The following is an 18253-nucleotide window of genomic DNA, read 5'->3' on the forward strand; positions in this document are numbered from 1 at the left end:
ATCAGGTCGCAGAAGACCGTCGCAGGACGATGCTTGAACCTGTCGCCGGCGCGGTCCGACCAACATTCCGCGGCCGGCAGGGAGCCTGTTCTAAGACGATGTTCGACAAGTCCTACCGGCAGCGGCTCGAAGCTGATCTTGCGCAATGGGAAGCCGATGGCGTGCTCGCGCCGGCGGCGGCCACCTCGATCCGCAATGCGCTGCCGCCGCTTTCCGCCGGCATCAACATCGCGGTGGTCGTTGGCATCGTCGGCGGCCTGTTGATCGCGGCCGCATTCCTCGCCTTCGTCGCGGCGCACTGGACGGAGATCGCGCGGCTGCTGCGGTTCGCGATCCTGCTCGCCGGTATGGTCGTCGCCGGCGGCCTCGGCGCGTGGTTCGCGGCGTCCGGCCGCATTGTTCTGGCCGATCTCTGCGCCAGCATCGGTGCCATCATCTTCGGCGCGGGCATCGCGCTGGTCGGCCAGATGTATCATCTGGGCGACGACTTCGCCGGCGGCATGCTGCTGTGGTCGATCGGCGCGTTTGCCGCAGCAACGCTGACCGGCTCGCGCGGTGCGCTCGCGGTCGGCCTCGTCGCCGCCTGCATCTGGACCTGCATGCGCAGCTATGATGCGCCTGATACCCTGCATCTGCCGTTCGTGATGGTCTGGCTGATCGCAGCCGCTCTCGCGCTTGCGTGGAATTCTCGCGTCGCCGCTCATCTCGTCGCGGTCGCGGTGCTTCCGTGGTGGATCGCGACATCGTTTCGCTTCGACCTCGATGGCCTTCAGCCGTCTTTCGTCCTCGCGAACGGTGCGGCGCTGCTGTTCGGCGCGGGGCTCGCAATCGCCGCGTCGCGGTCGCCGAGGGCGCTTCTGCTTGGGAGCGTTCTGTCGATCTACGGCGCGTTCTCGCTCGCCGTCGTCGCTTTCCTGGAGGTGACGACGGTCGACGACATCATCCGCTTCCACACCAGCACGGTGCCGGCCCAGCCGCTGTGGGCGATTGTTTGCGGGGCCGCGGGTGTGATCCTGGCTCTCGCTTCCGCTGGGATCACCAGGCGCGCCGGCGAAGTCCTGGCAGCATGTGCCATCGGGCTCGTGCTGATCGCGGCGCCGATCTGGCCGGCCTCCACGGCCGGCGAGCCCTGGTACGCCTATGCCGCGCTGCTCTGCGCCATGCTGTGCCTCGTCGTCTCCGGCATGCTCGACGATGTGCGCCCGCGCATCGTCGCCGGCTGGCTCGGGATCGCCGGTGTCATCGCGGGCATCACCTGGGCGGTGAAGGGCTCGCTGCTGCGCCGCTCGGCCTTCCTTGCCGCGGCCGGCATCATCGCGGTCGTCTTTGCAACCGCGCTCAATCGTGCGCTGCCGAGGGCTGAACGATGATCGAGACCGTCACACAGCTCTGGCAGCGCATCCCGAAAGCCGTGCTGTTCGGCGTCGCCGTTCTGCTTCAATGCATCCTGCTCATGTTGATGGTCGCCGATCGCATGCAGATCCTGCGCGAAGGCCGTGAGGTGACCTTGCAGACGCAGCCGGTCGATCCCCGCGATCTCCTGCGCGGCGACTACGTCGTGCTCCGCTACGACATCTCGCAACTGCCGGCAGGCGCGCTGGCCGGCACGCCTGCCGCCGAGCGCAATCCCGCCGTGTTCGTCAGGCTCGCGCCGAATGCCAACGGGCTTTACGAGGCTGTCTCGGTGCATGCCGCGCCTGTCGCGGTCACGGCGCCCGAAATCCTGATCCGCGGCCGCGTCAGTTATTCCTGCGGTTCAACCGGCCGCACGTTTTGCGACAAGCTGACGATCAAATACGGCCTCGAAAGCTATTTCGTGCCCGAAGGCGAGGGCAAGAAGCTCGAGCAGGCACGCAACCAGCAGAAGCTGCGGGTCGTCGCCGCCGTGCTGCCCTCAGGCCGCGCCGCCATCAAGCGGCTGCTGCTCGACGGCGAGCCGGTCTATGAGGAGCCGCTGTATTAGCGGCCAGTCTTCAACGCCCGCCGCAGCACGTCCCACATCCGCGGATCGCTCATGTGCGCGACGTTGAAGCGCATGAAGTTTTGCGCCGTCTGCGACACGCTGAACACGTTGCCCGGCGCCAGCACCACGTCCTCCTCGAGCGCTGCGCGCGCAACGGCCGTGGTGTCCTGCCCGTCGGCGAGACGGCACCAGAGAAAGAAGCCGCCGCGCGGCATCAGCCAGGGCTCGACGCCCAGCGCCTGCAGTTTTCGCGCGACGTCGCGGCGCGTGCGTGTGAGCTTTTGCCGGAGCTCGTCCATGTGCTTGCGATAGCTGCCGCCGGCCAGCACCTTGGCGATGATGTCCGTCGCAACCGGGCTCGGGCCGCCAAAACTGGTTGCGACCTGGAGATCGACGAGATGCTCGATCCAGTCGGCCCGTGCTGCGATGTAGCCGCAACGCACCGAGGCCGACAGCGTCTTGGAGAAGCTGCCGATGCGGATCACGCGGGCAAGACCGTCGAGCGCGGCCAGGCGCGGCGAACGCTCCGGCTCGAAGTCGCCAAAGATGTCGTCCTCGATGATGGTGAGGTCATGCGCGGCGGCCGCGGCCAGAAGCCGGTGCGCGGTCTGGAGCGAGCACGTCGCGCCGGTCGGGTTATGCAGCGCTGAATTGGTGATGTAGAGCCGCGGCCGCTCGCTGCCGAGGATCTGCTCGAAGCGGACGACGTCGGGGCCTGACGGCGTGTAGGGCACGCTGACGATCTTGGCCTGATGCGCCCGCAGCAGCGCACGAAAATTGAAGTAGCAGGGATCGTCGACCAGCACGGTGTCGCCGGGACGGAGCAGGAAGCGACAGATCAGGTCGGTCGCCTGCGTGCCCGAACCCGTCAGCATCAGCTGGTTGATCGAGGCCTCGATCCCGTCTTCGGCAAGGCGCGTCAGCAGCAGCCGGCGCAGGGCGAGGGAGCCGGACGTCGAGCCGTAATTGGTCAGCACGCTGGCGTCGGTGCGGGCGAGCGCGCGTGTGGCGCGGCGCAAGGCCGCCTCCGGCATCCACTCCGGCGGCAGCCAGCCGCAGCCGGGCTTTGGCGCGGCATCATCGGCATCGAGCGATTGCCTGGAGACCCAGAACGGATCGACCGCGCGGTCGCGGCGCGGCTCGACGTCGGTCAACGCCAGCGGCGGCGTGACGGTCGGCGAGACATAGAAGCCCGAGCCGCGGCGGGCACGGATCAGGCCTTCGGCGGCGAGGCGATCATAGGCTTCGACGACGGTGGACGGCGAAACACCCATCGTCGTGGCAAGGCTGCGGATCGACGGGAGGCGGTCGCCGGCACCGAGCGCGCGGCCGGCGACCTTGGCGCGGATCGCGCTCATCACGTCATTGGTCCGTGTGCCGCCGCGTCCCTTCGATTGCGCTTCGATGTTCAAGGTGTATGACCTTCCATACCCATACAGTTTTGCCAGATTGTACTGGATTGTCTCTGGTCTCGCCACCGTAGAGGGCCGAGGATTGCCGTCCAAAAAGAGGTGGACATGCAATCTGCGGGCAGCGGCTGGGGCAACGGGCTTCTCGGCGTCATCATCTTCAGCGGCTCGTTGCCGGCGACGCGCGTCGCGGTCGGCGGCTTCTCCGCGCTGTTCCTGACCTCCGCACGCGCGGTCATTGCGGCGCTGATCGGCGTGGCCGTGCTCGGCCTGCTTCGTCAGGCCCGGCCGGAGCGAAAGGATCTCGTCTCGCTCACCATCGTCTCCATCGGCGTCGTGGTCGGCTTTCCCCTGCTGACCGCGCTGGCGCTCCAGCACATCACCTCCGCGCATTCGATCGTCTTCATTGGCCTCTTGCCGCTGTCGACGGCGATCTTCGCCGTGCTGCGCGGCGGCGAGCGGCCGCAGCCGCTGTTCTGGCTGTTCGCGATTCTGGGCAGCGCCACGGTGGCGGGCTTTGCTTTGTCGAACGACGGCTCGGCGTCAGTGACCGGCGATCTCCTGATGGTCGCCGCCATCGTGCTGTGCGGGCTCGGCTATGCCGAAGGCGCCGCGCTGTCGCGCCGCCTTGGCGGCTGGCAGGTGATCTCCTGGGCGCTGCTGCTCGCTCTGCCGCTGATGGTGCCGGTCGCGATCCTGACCTGGCCGGCGACATGGAGCGGCGTCGGCGTGCCCGCCTGGATCGGGCTCGCCTACGTTTCCGTCTTCAGCATGTTCGTCGGCTTCATCTTCTGGTACCGCGGCCTTGCGATCGGCGGCATCGCGCGCGTCGGCCAATTGCAACAGCTTCAGCCGTTCTTCGGCCTCGCGCTCGCCGGCTTCCTGCTGCACGAGCCGGTCGCATGGAGCATGATCGCTGCGACCGCGCTCGTGGTCGTCTGCGTCTTCTTCGCGCGCCGGTATGCGTGAGGCAGCGCGCCTCACTCCTGCCCCATCACCGTCCGCGTCAGCGTGCTCCGCGCGAATTTCTTCAGCGGCATCGGCTTGCCGAACAGGAAGCCCTGCACGAGGTCGAAGCCGAGCTCGTTGGCGGCGACGAGGTCGGCGCGGCTCTCGACGCCTTCGGCCACCGCGCCCACGCCGTAGCCATGTGAAAGCTCGACGATGTGGCGGCACACCGTGCGCTTGAGGCGGTCATTGCCGCTGCCGGTGACGAAGTGCCGGTCGGCCTTCAGCTTGATGAAGGGAATCTTGTCCAGATCCATCAGCGAGGGCCAGTTGGCGCCGAGATTGTCGATCGACAGGCCGATATTGTGCAGGCGCATTTCGCGCGAGACTTCGGTCAGGACATCGAGATCGCGGATTGCTTCCTCGCTGTTGATCTCGATCGTGAGCCCGCCGAAGGCCGGATGTGTCGGCACGCGGCGGCAGAGATCGCGCACCGACTGCGGCTCCTTCAGATACGACGCCGGCAGGTTGATCGAGAGATCGACCGGGCTCTGCTGCTCCAGCAGATAGTGCCAGTCCTGCACGGCGCGCTCGATCACGAACTCCGAGAGGTCGCGCAGATGCGGATCGTGCTCTTCAGGGATGAAATAGGCCGGCGGCACCACGCCCCAGGTCGGATGGCGCATCCGCACCAGCGCCTCGGCGCCGCAGCGGATCAGCGTGCGCGCGTCGATCTTGGGCTGGTACCACAGCTCGAGCCAGCCGGCATGAAGGGCCTCGCCGACATGCACGGCCGGGCTCGGCGCCGGCTCGTCCGGCAGCAGCATCGCGACGCGCTCGCGCAGCGTCTCCGCGGCAAAGGGCGTCGTCAGCGGCGGCAGCATCGCGAGGCCGTATTCCTCTCCGACCTGCTGCACCGCCTTGACGATGATCGACTCGCGGGCGCCGACGGCGAGCACCTTGCCGTCGAAGGCCTCGCGGACCAGCGTCTCGAGAAATGTGCCGGGCTCGATGCCGTCGGCGGCGACGCCGAACAGGATCAGATCCGGCAGCTCGCCGGCGAGCACGGTCTTCAGCTCGTCCGCGCTGGCGCATTCGCTGGTGACGAAGCCAAGGTCCTCCAGCACTTCTGAAAGGAAGGCGCGCAGATGGCGCTTGCCGTCGGCGACACATGCGCGCGGCGTGACTTTTCGCCGTCCGAAGGTTTTTGGCCTCCGTTCGGCGAGCTCAACAAGTTCATCGTTCATCGCAAACCACTCCCGTTCCGCGGCCGGTGTTAGCGACGAGAGCAGTTTCAAATAAGGAGGGCTTGAGCCGATTGTTGAATTATCTGGGTAACGTTAAAGCCTGCATCATATCTAAAATTGTTCGGATCTCCTTCGAGAAGTTTTTACGTCTGCGCGCGCGCGGCGCGCTGGACTGCGGCAATCACCGGAGATTTTCGCGGCGTTCAATCTGGCGGCATGCACGCGCAGTGTCCTGCTATTGGACGAGGCCGCGCGTGCTTCGCCCAATTCAATAATGTACGGCCTTAATTGGCCGTGGCCTTGTCGTGTTGAGCCATGCCGACCCCCTTGTAGTCGTAGGTCGGATAGAACTCGGTGCGATAGGGGCCCCACGCAGTGTCCTCGATGATTCGATTGACCTCGCGCAGCCGCGACGCCGGCAAACGCAGCGTGATCACCTGGCCTATGCCCATCATCACGTACCAACTCACGACCTCGACGCCCGGCGGGGGAAACGCCTTGTAGAATCCCTGCTTCTCGAGCTGCGCATTCAGCTCGTTCAACGGGCGGGATTGGTCGTGCTTGAAGAACACGGTGAGCAGCACGGCGTTGTCGGCGGTCGGCGCGGCATTGCCTTGCGGCGGCGTCGTCTGCGCCAACGTCGTCGAGCTCAGCGCCAGCGTGCCCGCAAGCAACGCCGCCATCGTCGCTGCCCGTCGGTTCGATCTCATCGCAAGCTCCTTCCCGTCGCTCTCCCGGGTGCATCGCAGGATAGGCGCGGCGGCGGCGATCGAAGAATTCATTTTCGCGCGATGCGCGCATTATCTCACGTCGCGCGTGACAGTTCTGCGACAATGAGCCCGGCTGGAACAGCGCAATTGTGAAGCAGATCACATGTGTCTTGCTGCACCCGCGCTATTGCTGCGCAGCCGGTGGCGGGCTGTCGAGGATTACAGCAATGACGATGCGGCGAATGATGTATTGGTGGTTCAGATTCGTGCTGTCAGGGCGATTCCTGGATCGCTTCCTGTGCCTGCCGCGTGCCCACTAGCTGCGCGATATCAGGTTTGGCCGATCAATTTGCGAAATGCCGCCGCGCCGTCCTGCACGGCGTCGCGTCCCTTCCAGGCCAGATAGGACAGTTTGCCGCCGAGCGTGTCGTGGCTGCGTAGCCGGCGCGAGCCGAGAATGTGGCCGACATTCGAGGGGAAGCGGCTCACCTCGGCGGACACCAGCGCCGCGATCGCATCCATCAATTGCTGAAGGCGGATGCCCCATTCGCAACTCTCGATCCCGTCGATGCGGACCTTGAGCGCATATTCGGTGTCGTAGATTTCGGTGAGCAGGTCACGCGCGACCAGCACGCGGTTGTGCCTGAGCGCGACCCGCAGCGCGAGCCGCTTGTCGTCGAGCCGGTCGAGCACCATGGGAACGACGCAGGCATAGGGCGTGGCGGCGACGTCGGCCGCGCTCTTGCTCGCGGCGGTCTTGGTGGCAAGGCGCACCAATTGCCAGGACGTCTTCAGGCGCCTCGCCACCAGCGCCAGCGCAAAGGGCAGCGCGTCCGGATGCGACTTCTTGAAGGCATCGAGCTGGGCGGTGATCTGGGTAACCTGGCCGTCGTCGAATTTCGCGATCTTCTCAGGCAGCTTTTCGTTGAACTTCGGCAGCGCGTCGCCGGCGCGCAGCACATGCTGCATTTTCTTCACGTCGTCGAAGGCGGTGCGCGAGGCGGTGTATTGCGTGAGCTTGGCGCGCGCGAACTCGGTGCTCTCCACTGACGCGAGGGTGCTCTCGAGGACCTTGACGACCTTGGTCTGGAAGATCGACGCGGTTTTCAGCACTTCCTTCGGGTTGTTGGCGGTGACCTGGTCGTTGATCGCCTTGATGTAGTCGCGCGCCATGGTCGGCAGCAGGTCGCGGCAGATCCACTCCCAGATCGGGGTGAGCGTGTTGCGTGAAATCCGCCCCGCATTGGCGTGCTCGGGCGCGCCGTCGATCAGGAGCAGTTCGAGCGGCGCGAAGAAATAGCGTGAGGGACTGGTGGCGCGTGCCTGGGTCGATCCGTCCTTGCGGAATTCGGCGCGCAACTTGGCCTGGATGTCGGACGAGCCCGGCATGTCGATGCCGCACAGCTCGAGCCGCTCGAGCTCGCTAAGCAGGCAGCTGCGCGACAGCGGCGTCAGCCTCTGCAAGAACTCGGACAGCCGATTGATCTCGTTCATGGCACGCAATCTTCCGCAGCGTTTCCCGCAGGCCTACAGGCCTCATGCGTGGAGGCATTTGCGCGCTCTCAATCGTGATCAAGAGAAGCAAGTCATTGTTAATTTATCCGTAAAAGCCGGGAGGCGCGGGCGCCCGCTGGGGGTGTTGGTTAAGGAGGCTTTTCCTTGCCTGCTCAAGTTTTGGGCGAAAACCTCAACCTCAGTTTGGTCGGCGGCGAGGGCGCACAAGCATAAATTGTGCCCATGCCGGGGTTTCAGCACAAAACTGCCAAAATCACCGTAGTCTTACGGAGCAAAAAGTTAACCACAGAGCGGCCCAGGTTCCGCTAAACGAGTCACATGGGGTCACAGAACGATACGGCCACCGATTCGCGGCCGTCGGAATGGTTCGAAAGCAGCACTGCTCCGACCGAAGAGCTCGATTTCGCCCGCCTGAACGCGGCCCGCGCCAAGGCCGCCGACGAGATGGCCACCGCCATCGCCCGCGAGCTCAACGGCCCCCTGACCGCGCTCCTGCTCTATATGGGCGAGATCAAGCACCACAGCGACCAGCTCGCGCCGGTTACCAGCGATCGGGCCTATCTGCAGCGCGTGGTGGAGAATGCGCTGGCGCAGACCGAGCGTGTTTGCGGCCTGGTCAAGCAGCTTGCCGGTCCTCACAAGGACGCCTTGCCGATCCCGCCCAGGACCGAGGCGGCGGAATTGAATGCCGCCCGCGCGCCGCAGCCGCAGCGCGTGCCGAGCACCGAGTTGCTGGGCCTGTCGGGCCAGAAGCGGCTGACCAAGCGCGAACGCGAGGTGCTGAGGCTGATCAGCGAGGGCTACTCGAACAAGCAGGGCGCGCTGCGGATGCAGATCAGCCCGCGTACGTTCGAGAGCCATCGCGCCGAGGCGATGCGCAAGCTCGGTGCGCGCAACACCGCGGACCTCGTCCGTGCGGCGCTGCTGCATTCGATCGATTGAGGTTGTGTCCTGCGCCGCCGGGCGGCCGATCAAGCCCGGGATTGGCCTGATACAGAAGGGCGGGGGACCGCGATCGCGCTCAGAGGTAATCCTCGGCGAAAGGGCGCACGCGCGACGGCGGCCGCAGCGACTTGGACTCTTCCTTTGGCGCGTTCGGAATGATCGTGATGGTCCAGCGCGGCGGCTTGCTCGATTCCTGCTCCAGCACCGAACGAACGAAACCAGTCACCGTCGCCTCGCCAGACTTCACCGTGGCCGTCCGGCCGTTGAACTGTGCGATGCGGAAGCGACGGACCTCTTTCTGGTCCGCAGTCTCATAGGTGAACATGGAAACCCTCCTGGTTTCCGGCGACTATCGCCACCTATGATTAGCCATCTGTGAAAATCCCAAACCGTAGAAGTACGGCGGGCTTGGCGCGCGCTTTTCTAGCCCTGCGGCTCCTGCGCACGCGCGGCGGCGTAGGCGGCATCCATCAGCTCCAGCAGGTCGCGGAATTCAGCCTCGCCAAGCTTGTCCGCGGTCTTCTCCAGCCGCAGCGCCAGTGCCGCGAGCCTGACATAGCCGAACGTCCCGGCCGCGCTCTTCAGCGAATGCGCTTCGCGTATGATCCTGGCAAGGTGCTGTGCGAGCGTGAGCGTGCGAAACAGTTGCAGGCGCGCGCAGGTCTCGCTCCAGAATACGTCACGGACTTCACGGGCCCCGTCCTCGCCGATCTCGCGCACCAGCACTTCATACGCACCCGGCTCGCGCGCGGGCTCGGCATCGAGCGCTCTTTGCATCGGTGCGGCGGTCACTTCAAACATGGCCTGTCCTGGTCGCGGTTGGTCTGCCCCGCGGCCTGTGCGGCGCGAGGCACGCTCCCTGTCTACGGCATTCGAATTTCAGTTCCGGTAGCAGGACGATCCGTGTTTGCAGGCCGGCGTTAGCCGCCGGTTTACCAAGCCGCGGTGCCGGTCAGCGCGGGCCGAGCAGCCGGTCGTACTGGGCCTTCACGGTGGCGTAGCATTCGCACGCGGTCTGGCGCAGGCCATCCAGGTTGAGGATCTGGATGTGTCCGCGGCTGTAGTGAATGAAATTGGCGTGCTGCAACGTATTGGCGACCAGCGACACGCTGTTGCGGCGCGCTCCGATCATCTGCGCCATCGCCTCCTGGGTCAGCAACAGCCGGTAGTCGCCGCTGAGGTCATGGGTGTGCAGCAGGCAACGCGACAGCCGGGACTCCACCGGATGGGCGGCGTTGCAGCCCGCGGTCTGCTGGACCTGGGCGTAGACCGCCAGCCCGTGACGGGTGAGCTGGGTCCGCAAGGTGCTGCTCTGGTCGGCCGCGTCGCGCAGCCGGTCGAGCTCCATCACGGAGGCGGCACCGGGAACCAGCACAATCGCCGTATTCAGCGCGCAGGCATCGCCCATGGTCGACAGCGTTCCGAGCAGGCTGTCGCGGCCGATCATGGCGACCTGCACATGCTCGCCCCTGGCGAGTTTCACCACCAGCGAGATGACGCCGCGGTGGGGAAAGTAGGCGCGTTTGAGCGTCTCGCCGGTCTCCACCAGGATCGCCTCATGCGGCAGATCGACCGCGCGCAGATGCGGGCGGATCAATTCGTAATCCTCCGCCGACAGCGCGGACAGGAAACCGTTGGATGGGCGCACCATCGTTTCCAAGACTGCCTCCGTCTCGTCAGCCCGGAATTCACCTCGAACGGGCTGCTCCCAACACGGGGAGGTTTCATCATGTTCACGTCGGGATATATTGGCAATTGGGACAAGTTGTCCGGTTCCCATTGCCACACGGGATGCAGGCCGGTTGCGCCGAGCGATCGTCACCGCGGGCCTTCCAGCAGGCGCTCGTGGCAGGCCCTCACCGCCGCATAGCAGTCGCAGGACGTCGTTTCCAATGCGCGCTCGTTGACGATCTCGATCTGGCCACGGGTGTAGCGAATGACGCCGGCGCGCTGCAGCGCATTTGCGACGAGGGAGATCGCGTTGCGGCGTACGCCCATCATCTGCGCCAGCACCTCCTGTGTCAGCGGAAGCAGCTTGCTGTCGGAGAGGTCGCGGGCACGCAAGAGCCAGCGCGCCAGCCGCGCTTCGACCGGGTGCAGCGTATTGCACAGCACCGATTGCTGCGCATGCGCGAGCAGCACCTGCTCGTGGCGGATCATCAGGCCGCGGAACTGCGCGCTCGCGCCCGCCACCGCCCGGAAGGCCGCGATATCGAGGACGGAAGCTGTCCCGGGGAAGAGCACGGCGGCGTCAGTCGCTGCGATGCCGTCGGCAAGCGCTGCGCCGGCGCCCACGACGCCGTCGCAGCCCAGCATCGCGACCTCGATCATCTGTCCCTCGGAGAGGCCCACCGTGATCGAAACCGATCCGCCATGCGGGAAGTAGACATATCTCAGTGCGGCGCCTGCCTCGGCCAAGACAGACTCCCTGACCATTTCGACTGTCGCGAGATGGGGCCGCAGCAGATCGAAATCCGCCACGTCGAGCATTTGCAGCAACTGGTTGCACGGGTGGCCGCTCGCGGTCATGCAGGCTCAATCCGGCGCGTCGGTCGTATGATCGGCGCCGCACCTTGCGCCTCGTCCAGTTGTACGATGATAAAAACATATTATAAAGGTTGTGGCGCCGTTAATATACCCGTTGGAGGGCAGACAGCCTGCGGCATTTGCAGCGGAAATCAGAAATGCGCGCTGGTTCGCTCGGGAATTCGGGGCGACCCGTCCTGCATCGGGCGGCAGGAAAAAGTGGCAAGGGGCCATCATGAGCCGGACGCATTGCATCCGCGCCGCCATCGGACGCCGGCCGAGAGCTGCGGCTTCCTTTCTCGAGCGGGCATTTTCAAGCATCCGAGACCGGATGGCGCTGGAGCTCGGCGCCGCGCGCTACCTTCGCAAGCCGCTTACGCCGGATGCGTTACTCGCCGCCATCAAGGATTGACTCGCGGAGCATCGTGCTGCCGCCGCGCGATTCGGTTAGCGCGGTACCAATCGCGGTGGCCGCGAAGTAAGCGTCCGTTTACCGCAAGCGCAGCTCTTGCGGATCCCGGCACGCGAGCCGTGTGAGCGACTCTGATCGCGCGCGATTTGATTCAATTCGCGCGGCCCGTGGATATCATCCTTCGCCGGCAGGATTTTTTCGCGCAAATCGCAGTGCTGTTATCGGAGCGTTTACCTATGGCTTTTCCCGCATGAGATGCGGCGACGCTGCTGTCGAAAAGCGCGATCGCATGCCGTCGAAGCGCAAACTTGTCTTCAATATCCGTATTAGCACGGAGGCTGAAATTAACGGGACCGTGAAAGGGGTTGTCTAACGATCCGGCAGCGCGCCTCCGCCGAATTCCAGGTGCGGCTCAGGCGTCGAAGTCCGGCTCAGTAAGGCGTAGCTCATGGATGATCTGTTGCGGGAATTTTTGACGGAGACCAGCGAGAGCCTGGACACCGTCGACAATCAGCTGGTGAAGTTCGAGCAGGAGCCGAACAACGCCAAGATCCTGGATAACATCTTCCGCCTCGTCCACACCATCAAGGGCACGTGCGGCTTCCTCGGGCTGCCGCGGCTCGAAGCGCTGGCGCATGCCGGCGAGACGCTGATGGGCAAATTCCGCGACGGCATGCCGGTGACCGGACAGGCCGTGACGGTGATCCTGTCCTCGATCGACCGCATCAAGGAGATCCTCGCAGGTCTCGAAGCCACCGAAGCCGAGCCGGAAGGCAACGACCGCGACCTCATCGACAAGCTCGAAGCGATGGTCGAGCAGGGCATGGCGGCCATGTCAGGCTCGGCGCAGCCGATGCCGACTGCTGGTGCCGCTGCATCGGCTGCGGCTCCTGTTGCCGAAGCGCCGCCGCTGGTGCCGGAAGCGCCCGTTGCTGCGGCGCCTGCGCCCGCAAAAGAGATGACCACGGGCTCGCTGATCGACCAGACGCTGGAGCGCCCGTTGCGTCCGGGCGAAGTCTCGCTCGACGAGCTCGAGCGCGCCTTCCGCGAGACCGCGATCGAAGCGCCGGCGCCCGTCGTCAAGGCCGAGCCCGCGCCGGCTGCTGAAGCGCCCGCTGCCAAGGAAACCGTCAAGGAAGCCAAGGCGCCCAAGGAAAAGGCCGCGCCGAAGAAGTCGATGGCCGACGAGGGCGCCGGCGAAGGCGCCAGCATCGCCAACCAGTCGATCCGCGTCAACGTGGACACGCTGGAGCATCTGATGACCATGGTCTCCGAGCTGGTGCTGACCCGCAACCAGCTGCTGGAGATCTCCCGCCGCAACGAGGACACCGAGTTCAAGGTGCCGTTGCAGCGCCTGTCCAACGTCACCGCCGAGCTGCAGGAAGGCGTCATGAAGACGCGCATGCAGCCGATCGGCAATGCCTGGCAGAAGCTGCCCCGCATCGTCCGCGACCTCTCGAGCGAACTCGGCAAGCAGATCGAGCTGGAGATGCACGGCGCCGACACCGAGCTCGACCGCCAGGTGCTCGACCTGATCAAGGACCCGCTCACCCACATGGTGCGCAACTCCGCCGACCATGGCCTCGAGACCCCCGCCGAGCGTCTGGCGTCCGGCAAGGGCGAGCAGGGCACCATCCGCCTGTCCGCCTATCACGAGGGCGGCCACATCATCATCTGCATCGCCGACAACGGCCGCGGCCTCAACACCGAGAAGATCAAGGCCAAGGCGATCTCCTCGGGTCTCGTCAGCGAGGCCGAGCTCGAGAAGATGAGCGAAGCCCAGATCCACAAGTTCATCTTCGCGCCGGGCTTCTCGACCGCGGCCGCCATCACGTCGGTCTCCGGCCGCGGCGTCGGCATGGACGTGGTGCGCACCAATATCGACCAGATCGGCGGCACCATCGACATCAAGTCGGTCGCCGGTGAAGGCTCCTCCGTCACCATCAAGATCCCGCTGACGCTCGCCATCGTCTCGGCGCTGATCGTCGAAGCCGCCGGTGACCGCTTTGCGATCCCGCAGCTCTCGGTCGTCGAACTGGTCCGGGCCCGCGCCAACTCCGAGCACCGCATCGAGCGCATCAAGGACACCGCGGTCCTTCGCCTGCGCAACAAGCTGCTGCCGCTGATCCACCTCAAGAAGCTGCTCAAGATCGACGACGGCGCCGCCTCCGATCCCGAGAACGGTTTTATCGTGGTGACCCAGGTCGGCAGCCAGACCTTCGGTATCGTCGTCGACGGCGTGTTCCACACCGAAGAAATCGTGGTCAAGCCGATGTCGACGAAGCTGCGTCACATCGACATGTTCTCCGGCAACACCATTCTGGGTGATGGCGCGGTCATCATGATCATCGACCCCAACGGCATTGCCAAGGCGCTCGGCGCCGCCGGCTCCTCGGCCCACGACATGGCCGACGAGAACGGCGCGCACCACATCGGAAGCGGCGAGCAGACCACCTCGCTGCTGGTGTTCCGCGCCGGCTCGTCGCAGCCCAAGGCGGTCCCGCTCGGGCTCGTCACCCGCCTCGAAGAGCTGCCGGCCGACAAGATCGAGTTCAGCAACGGCCGCTACATGGTGCAGTACCGCGAGCAGCTGATGCCGCTCGTCGCCATGGAGAGCGTCACCATTGCCAGCCAGGGCGCCCAGCCGATCCTGGTGTTCGCCGATGACGGCCGCTCCATGGGCCTCGTCGTCGACGAGATCATCGACATCGTCGAGGAACGCCTCAACATCGAGGTCGGCGGCTCCTCCTCCGGCATTCTCGGCTCGGCCGTGATCAAGGGCCAGGCCACCGAGGTGATCGACGTCGGCCACTTCCTGCCGATGGCGTTCGCCGACTGGTTCACCCGCAAGGAGATGAAGCCGTCGATGCACTCGCAATCGGTGCTGCTGGTCGACGACAGCGCGTTCTTCCGCAACATGCTGGCCCCGGTGCTGAAGGCGGCCGGCTACCGCGTCCGCACCGCGCCGACCGCGCAGGAGGGCCTGGCTGCGCTCCGCGCGCAAACCTTCGACGTGGTCCTGACCGACATCGAGATGCCCGACATGAACGGGTTCGAGTTCGCGGAGGTGATCCGCTCGGACAACAATCTGGGCTCGATGCCGATCATCGGTCTCTCGGCGCTGGTGTCGCCGGCGGCGATCGAGCGCGGCCGTCAGGCCGGCTTCCACGACTATGTCGCCAAGTTCGACCGTCCCGGCCTGATCGCGGCGTTGAAGGAGCAGACCGCGGGCGCCGCCGGCGCCTCCGAGCTGAACCGGGCCGCGGCCTAAACGGGACGAGGAGATACCGAGATGAGCAACAAGACCCAGTCCACCGAAGGCGCCATGGTCGAATACGTCACCGCGATGATCGGCGGCCAGCTGTTCGGCCTGCCGATCTCCCGCGTCCAGGACGTGTTCATGCCCGAGCGCGTCACCCGCGTGCCGCTGTCCTCGCGCGAGATCGCGGGCGTGCTGAACCTGCGCGGCCGCATCGTCACCGTGGTCGACATGCGTTCGCGCCTTGGCCTGCCCAGGGACGAGGACGGCAAGACCCCCATGGCGGTCGGCGTCGACCTGCGCGGGGAATCCTATGGCCTGCTGATCGACCAGATCGGCGAAGTCCTGCGCCTGCCCGAAGCCGGCATGGAAGAAAACCCCGTCAACCTCGATCCCCGCATGGCCAAGCTCGCCGGCGGCGTCCATCGCCTCGACGGCCAGCTCATGGTCGTCCTCGACGTCGATCGCGTCCTCGAGCTCAAAACCGAAGTGCAAATCGCTGCGTGAGCTAACGAAAACATCGAAGCCGGAGAACCAAAATGAAGACATGTTTGGTGGTCGATGATTCCAGCGTCGTGCGAAAGATCGCGCGCCGGATCCTGGAAGGCCTGGAATTCGAAGTCACCGAGGCCGAGGACGGCTCGAAGGCGCTGGAGATCTGCCGGCGCCAGCTGCCCGATGCGGTGCTGCTCGACTGGAACATGCCCGTGATGGACGGCTTCGAGTTCATGGGCCACATGCGCCGCCTGCCCGGCGGCGACCAGCCGAAGGTGGTGTTCTGCACCACCGAGAACAACGTGGCGCACATCGCCCAGGCGCTCAGCGGCGGCGCCAACGAGTACATCATGAAGCCCTTCGACAAAGACATCATCGCTGACAAATTCGCTGAAGTTGGTTTGATCCCGGTCGGACAAGCCATGGTCTGAGTGTCTGGCCGGAGCGTTCCGGCCAGAGTGTTCCCAGTACAGCTTCCGAGAGGCTATCCGTGACCCCGACCGAGTATGAGTATCTGCGTAAGTTCCTGAGGGATCATTCCGGGCTCGACCTGTCCGCAGACAAGCAATATCTGATCGAAAGCCGGCTGTTGCCGCTCGCCCGCAAGGCCGGACTCTCCGGCATCGGCGAGCTCGTGCAGAAGCTGCAGGGCAATTCGAGCGCGCTCGTCACCAGCGTGGTCGAAGCCATGACCACCAACGAAACCTTCTTCTTCCGCGACAAGGTCCCGTTCGATCATTTTCGCGACACCATCATGCCTGAGGTCATCAAGGCGCGCGCCGGCCGACGGAGCGTGCGCATCTGGTGCGCCGCCGGCTCGACCGGACAGGAACCTTATTCGCTGGCGATGTGCCTGAAGGAGATGGGTGCGGCCCTGACCGGCTGGCGCGTCGAGATCATCGCGACCGACCTGTCGCAGGAGGTGCTCGAGAAGGCCAAGGCCGGCATCTACAGCCAGTTCGAAGTGCAGCGCGGCCTGCCGATCCAGATGCTGATGAAATATTTCAAGCAGACCGGCGAGACGTGGCAGATCAATCCGGAGCTGCGCGCGATGATCCAGCACCGGCAACTCAACCTGTTGCATGATTTTGCCCAGCTCGGCACCTTCGACGTCATCTTCTGCCGCAACGTGCTGATCTATTTCGACCAGGATACCAAGATCAACATCTTCAACCGCCTCGCCCGCCAGATCGAGCCCGACGGCTTCCTGGTGCTGGGTGCCGCCGAAACGGTGGTCGGACTGACCGACACGTTCAGGCCGATCCCGGATCGTCGCGGCCTCTACAAGCCGAACGACCCGCGTGCGGCCGCGGCCAGGCCGGCTGTCGCAGGTGCGCCGCCGCGCATGGCGGTGATGGCGGGACGATAAGCATGGCCGAGGATGGCAAGGGCGCAGAGCGCGTCACGTTCAGCCGCGGCTATGATGTCTGCATCATGGCCATCGACGGCACGTGGCGGCGCGACTGCAAGCTCAATGCGATTTCCGACACCGACGCCATCCTCACGGTGGAAGGCTCGATCCAGGGCTTGAACCTGAAGGAATTCTTCCTGCTGCTGTCGTCGACCGGGCTTGCCTATCGCCGCTGCGAGCTGGTGCGCGTCAACGGCGCCGAGATGGACATCCAGTTCCTGCGCGGTAAGAACCGGAAGAAGCGCGGCGCTGCCGGCGGCCGCGACGAGGCGGCGTGATCTCCAAATACGCGTGCGTCCCGCCGCCGTTTTCCACGACGTTGGTTCATATTTGCTAAAACATCCGGACGAATTCGCCGTGCCGGCTTTACGGGGCCTAAGCGCGTGCCGTGTATCCATTGCCGGTCTCAATCCTCAGGATACGGAAATGCCCCGAAGTTCCCTTTCCCCCATCCCGTCAAACCTGCCCGACGTCGCCGAGCGGCGCGCGCTTCAGCTCCTGGTGGTCGACGACGACGCCACGCAGCGCAGCCTGATCACGGTCGCCGCCAAGCAGGCCGGCCATGAAGTCACGGTCGCGCCGTCGGTGGCGGAAGCGATCGAAAAGCTCCGCGCGGCGCGCTTCGACTGCGTGACGCTCGATCTGGTGCTGGAGGATGGCGACGGCATCGACGTGCTGCGCGAGATGGCGGCCGCGAAATTCGCAGGCGCCGTGATCGTCATCAGCGGCATGGACGGCAAGCGCCGCAGCGCCGCCCGCAGCTTCGCGCGTTCCGTCGGGATCCAGCTCCAAGGCCTGCCGAAGCCGCTCGATCTCGCGGCGCTGCGCATCAGCCTCGCCAATCTCGGCAAGACCGCGATGGGGCTGCCGGCGATGCACACCTGGGGTGGCGTCGCCACCGACGCGATCGTGGAACGGCACCGCGCCTGAGGCGCGGAGCTGCCATGCGATCGGATGCGGACGATCCGCCGCGCTAATCGCGATTTAAGCCGGGTTGCCGGATTCCGACGACAGACATTGCAGTGCGTGGCCGAGGCCCGCCCGGCAGGCGTTGAGGGCGGCGTTCGCCGAGGCATAACGCGGCGTGACGTCGTCGAGGACGAAGACCTCGGCGGAACCTTCCGGATCGTTGCTGTGTTCTTGATCCATGGCTGCGGCTATCCGGCGCATGCTGGTCTCGATCTGCGCGATCAGCAAGCGAAGGTCGGCCGCGATCAATCGTTGGCTGTCGGCATCGGATGTCGCGACCAGCGGCGGTGGATCGGCCAAATTTAGCATGGATATTCTCCGTCTCCTGCAATTAGGCGCATTGCCGCTACTTGTGCGTTAAGTCCATGTCCCGTACAAATACGGGTGGGCCGAATCCGCGCCGAACGCCATAACAGTTGGCGCGGACGCGAGTCCGTAATGCCA

The 18253-nt window shown here is 65.2% G+C and carries 20 protein-coding genes; 11 read left to right on the forward strand and 9 right to left on the reverse strand.

The genetic code is table 11. The annotated features are described in order from the left end of the window. Positions 1-98 precede the first annotated feature (98 nt). Both NLM25_RS02555 and NLM25_RS02560 read left to right on the forward strand, forming a co-directional pair. Entirely contained in the window at positions 99-1370 is a 1272-nt protein-coding gene (locus tag NLM25_RS02555) for a DUF2157 domain-containing protein (RefSeq protein WP_254135916.1), read from the forward strand. Next, positions 1367-1963: a GDYXXLXY domain-containing protein gene (locus tag NLM25_RS02560; protein WP_254135917.1), complete on the forward strand. Its 597-nt coding sequence runs from the start codon at positions 1367-1369 to the stop codon at positions 1961-1963. Before NLM25_RS02555 ends, NLM25_RS02560 begins: the two co-directional genes overlap by 4 nt. Here the strand turns inward: NLM25_RS02560 and NLM25_RS02565 are convergent. Next, on the reverse strand, positions 1960-3321 hold the full coding sequence (locus tag NLM25_RS02565) for a PLP-dependent aminotransferase family protein (protein WP_375167875.1): 1362 nt from the start codon (positions 3319-3321) through the stop codon (positions 1960-1962). The genes NLM25_RS02560 and NLM25_RS02565 overlap by 4 nt on opposite strands. 159 nt (positions 3322-3480) lie before the next feature. On the opposite strand from NLM25_RS02565, the gene NLM25_RS02570 reads away from it, so the two are divergent. Beyond that, a complete protein-coding gene (locus NLM25_RS02570) occupies positions 3481-4341 on the forward strand; it encodes a DMT family transporter (RefSeq protein ID WP_254135919.1) in 861 nt (286 codons plus the stop codon). Positions 4342-4352: 11 nt separating this feature from the next. Here NLM25_RS02570 and NLM25_RS02575 read toward each other — a convergent pair whose 3' ends face one another. The 3 genes from NLM25_RS02575 to NLM25_RS02585 form a co-directional block, all read right to left on the reverse strand. Beyond that, entirely contained in the window at positions 4353-5567 is a 1215-nt protein-coding gene (locus NLM25_RS02575) for an EAL domain-containing protein (RefSeq protein ID WP_254115099.1), read from the reverse strand. Positions 5568-5851: 284 nt separating this feature from the next. Then, complete coding sequence (locus NLM25_RS02580; protein ID WP_254135920.1) at positions 5852-6277, reverse strand: hypothetical protein; 426 nt, start codon at positions 6275-6277, stop codon at positions 5852-5854. Positions 6278-6607: 330 nt separating this feature from the next. After that, entirely contained in the window at positions 6608-7771 is a 1164-nt protein-coding gene (locus NLM25_RS02585) for a hypothetical protein (RefSeq protein ID WP_254135921.1), read from the reverse strand. Between the two features lie 339 nt (positions 7772-8110). Between NLM25_RS02585 and NLM25_RS02590 the strand changes: the two genes are divergently transcribed. Then, entirely contained in the window at positions 8111-8734 is a 624-nt protein-coding gene (locus NLM25_RS02590) for a LuxR family transcriptional regulator (protein ID WP_254135922.1), read from the forward strand. A gap of 79 nt (positions 8735-8813) precedes the next feature. Here NLM25_RS02590 and NLM25_RS02595 read toward each other — a convergent pair whose 3' ends face one another. The 4 genes from NLM25_RS02595 to NLM25_RS02610 form a co-directional block, all read right to left on the reverse strand. After that, positions 8814-9062 carry a hypothetical protein gene (locus NLM25_RS02595; RefSeq protein WP_254115103.1) on the reverse strand — a complete coding sequence of 83 codons (249 nt, stop codon included), beginning with the start codon at positions 9060-9062 and terminating at the stop codon, positions 8814-8816. A gap of 98 nt (positions 9063-9160) precedes the next feature. Continuing rightward, positions 9161-9538: an Hpt domain-containing protein gene (locus NLM25_RS02600; protein WP_254135923.1), complete on the reverse strand. Its 378-nt coding sequence runs from the start codon at positions 9536-9538 to the stop codon at positions 9161-9163. A 151-nt stretch (positions 9539-9689) separates the two neighbouring features. Beyond that, positions 9690-10388, reverse strand: coding sequence for a Crp/Fnr family transcriptional regulator (locus NLM25_RS02605; protein WP_254124125.1), 699 nt, complete (start codon positions 10386-10388; stop codon positions 9690-9692). Between the two features lie 167 nt (positions 10389-10555). Further along, entirely contained in the window at positions 10556-11266 is a 711-nt protein-coding gene (locus NLM25_RS02610; RefSeq protein ID WP_254135924.1) for a Crp/Fnr family transcriptional regulator, read from the reverse strand. A 232-nt stretch (positions 11267-11498) separates the two neighbouring features. On the opposite strand from NLM25_RS02610, the gene NLM25_RS44225 reads away from it, so the two are divergent. From NLM25_RS44225 to NLM25_RS02645, 7 genes are all read left to right on the forward strand, one after another. Then, complete coding sequence (locus NLM25_RS44225) at positions 11499-11675, forward strand: hypothetical protein (protein WP_375167804.1); 177 nt, start codon at positions 11499-11501, stop codon at positions 11673-11675. 448 nt (positions 11676-12123) lie between these two features. Then, positions 12124-14946, forward strand: a complete 2823-nt coding sequence (locus NLM25_RS02620) for a hybrid sensor histidine kinase/response regulator (RefSeq protein WP_254135925.1) — start codon at positions 12124-12126, stop codon at positions 14944-14946. A gap of 21 nt (positions 14947-14967) precedes the next feature. After that, complete coding sequence (locus NLM25_RS02625; RefSeq protein ID WP_254135926.1) at positions 14968-15441, forward strand: chemotaxis protein CheW; 474 nt, start codon at positions 14968-14970, stop codon at positions 15439-15441. Between the two features lie 32 nt (positions 15442-15473). Continuing rightward, a complete protein-coding gene (locus NLM25_RS02630; protein WP_254115108.1) occupies positions 15474-15860 on the forward strand; it encodes a response regulator in 387 nt (128 codons plus the stop codon). A 59-nt stretch (positions 15861-15919) separates the two neighbouring features. Then, on the forward strand, positions 15920-16798 hold the full coding sequence (locus tag NLM25_RS02635; RefSeq protein WP_254115109.1) for a protein-glutamate O-methyltransferase CheR: 879 nt from the start codon (positions 15920-15922) through the stop codon (positions 16796-16798). 2 nt (positions 16799-16800) lie between these two features. Next, entirely contained in the window at positions 16801-17118 is a 318-nt protein-coding gene (locus tag NLM25_RS02640; protein ID WP_008565131.1) for a hypothetical protein, read from the forward strand. Positions 17119-17266: 148 nt separating this feature from the next. Then, positions 17267-17770 carry a response regulator gene (locus NLM25_RS02645; protein WP_254115110.1) on the forward strand — a complete coding sequence of 168 codons (504 nt, stop codon included), beginning with the start codon at positions 17267-17269 and terminating at the stop codon, positions 17768-17770. Between the two features lie 54 nt (positions 17771-17824). Here the strand turns inward: NLM25_RS02645 and NLM25_RS02650 are convergent, their stop codons facing one another. After that, the gene (locus NLM25_RS02650; RefSeq protein ID WP_254135927.1) at positions 17825-18118 is read right to left on the reverse strand and encodes a hypothetical protein; all 294 of its coding nucleotides are present in this window, start codon (positions 18116-18118) and stop codon (positions 17825-17827) included. Positions 18119-18253: the final 135 nt, after the last annotated feature.

It is taken from the genome of Bradyrhizobium sp. CCGB01 (genome assembly GCF_024199795.1).
Taxonomy (GTDB): domain Bacteria; phylum Pseudomonadota; class Alphaproteobacteria; order Rhizobiales; family Xanthobacteraceae; genus Bradyrhizobium.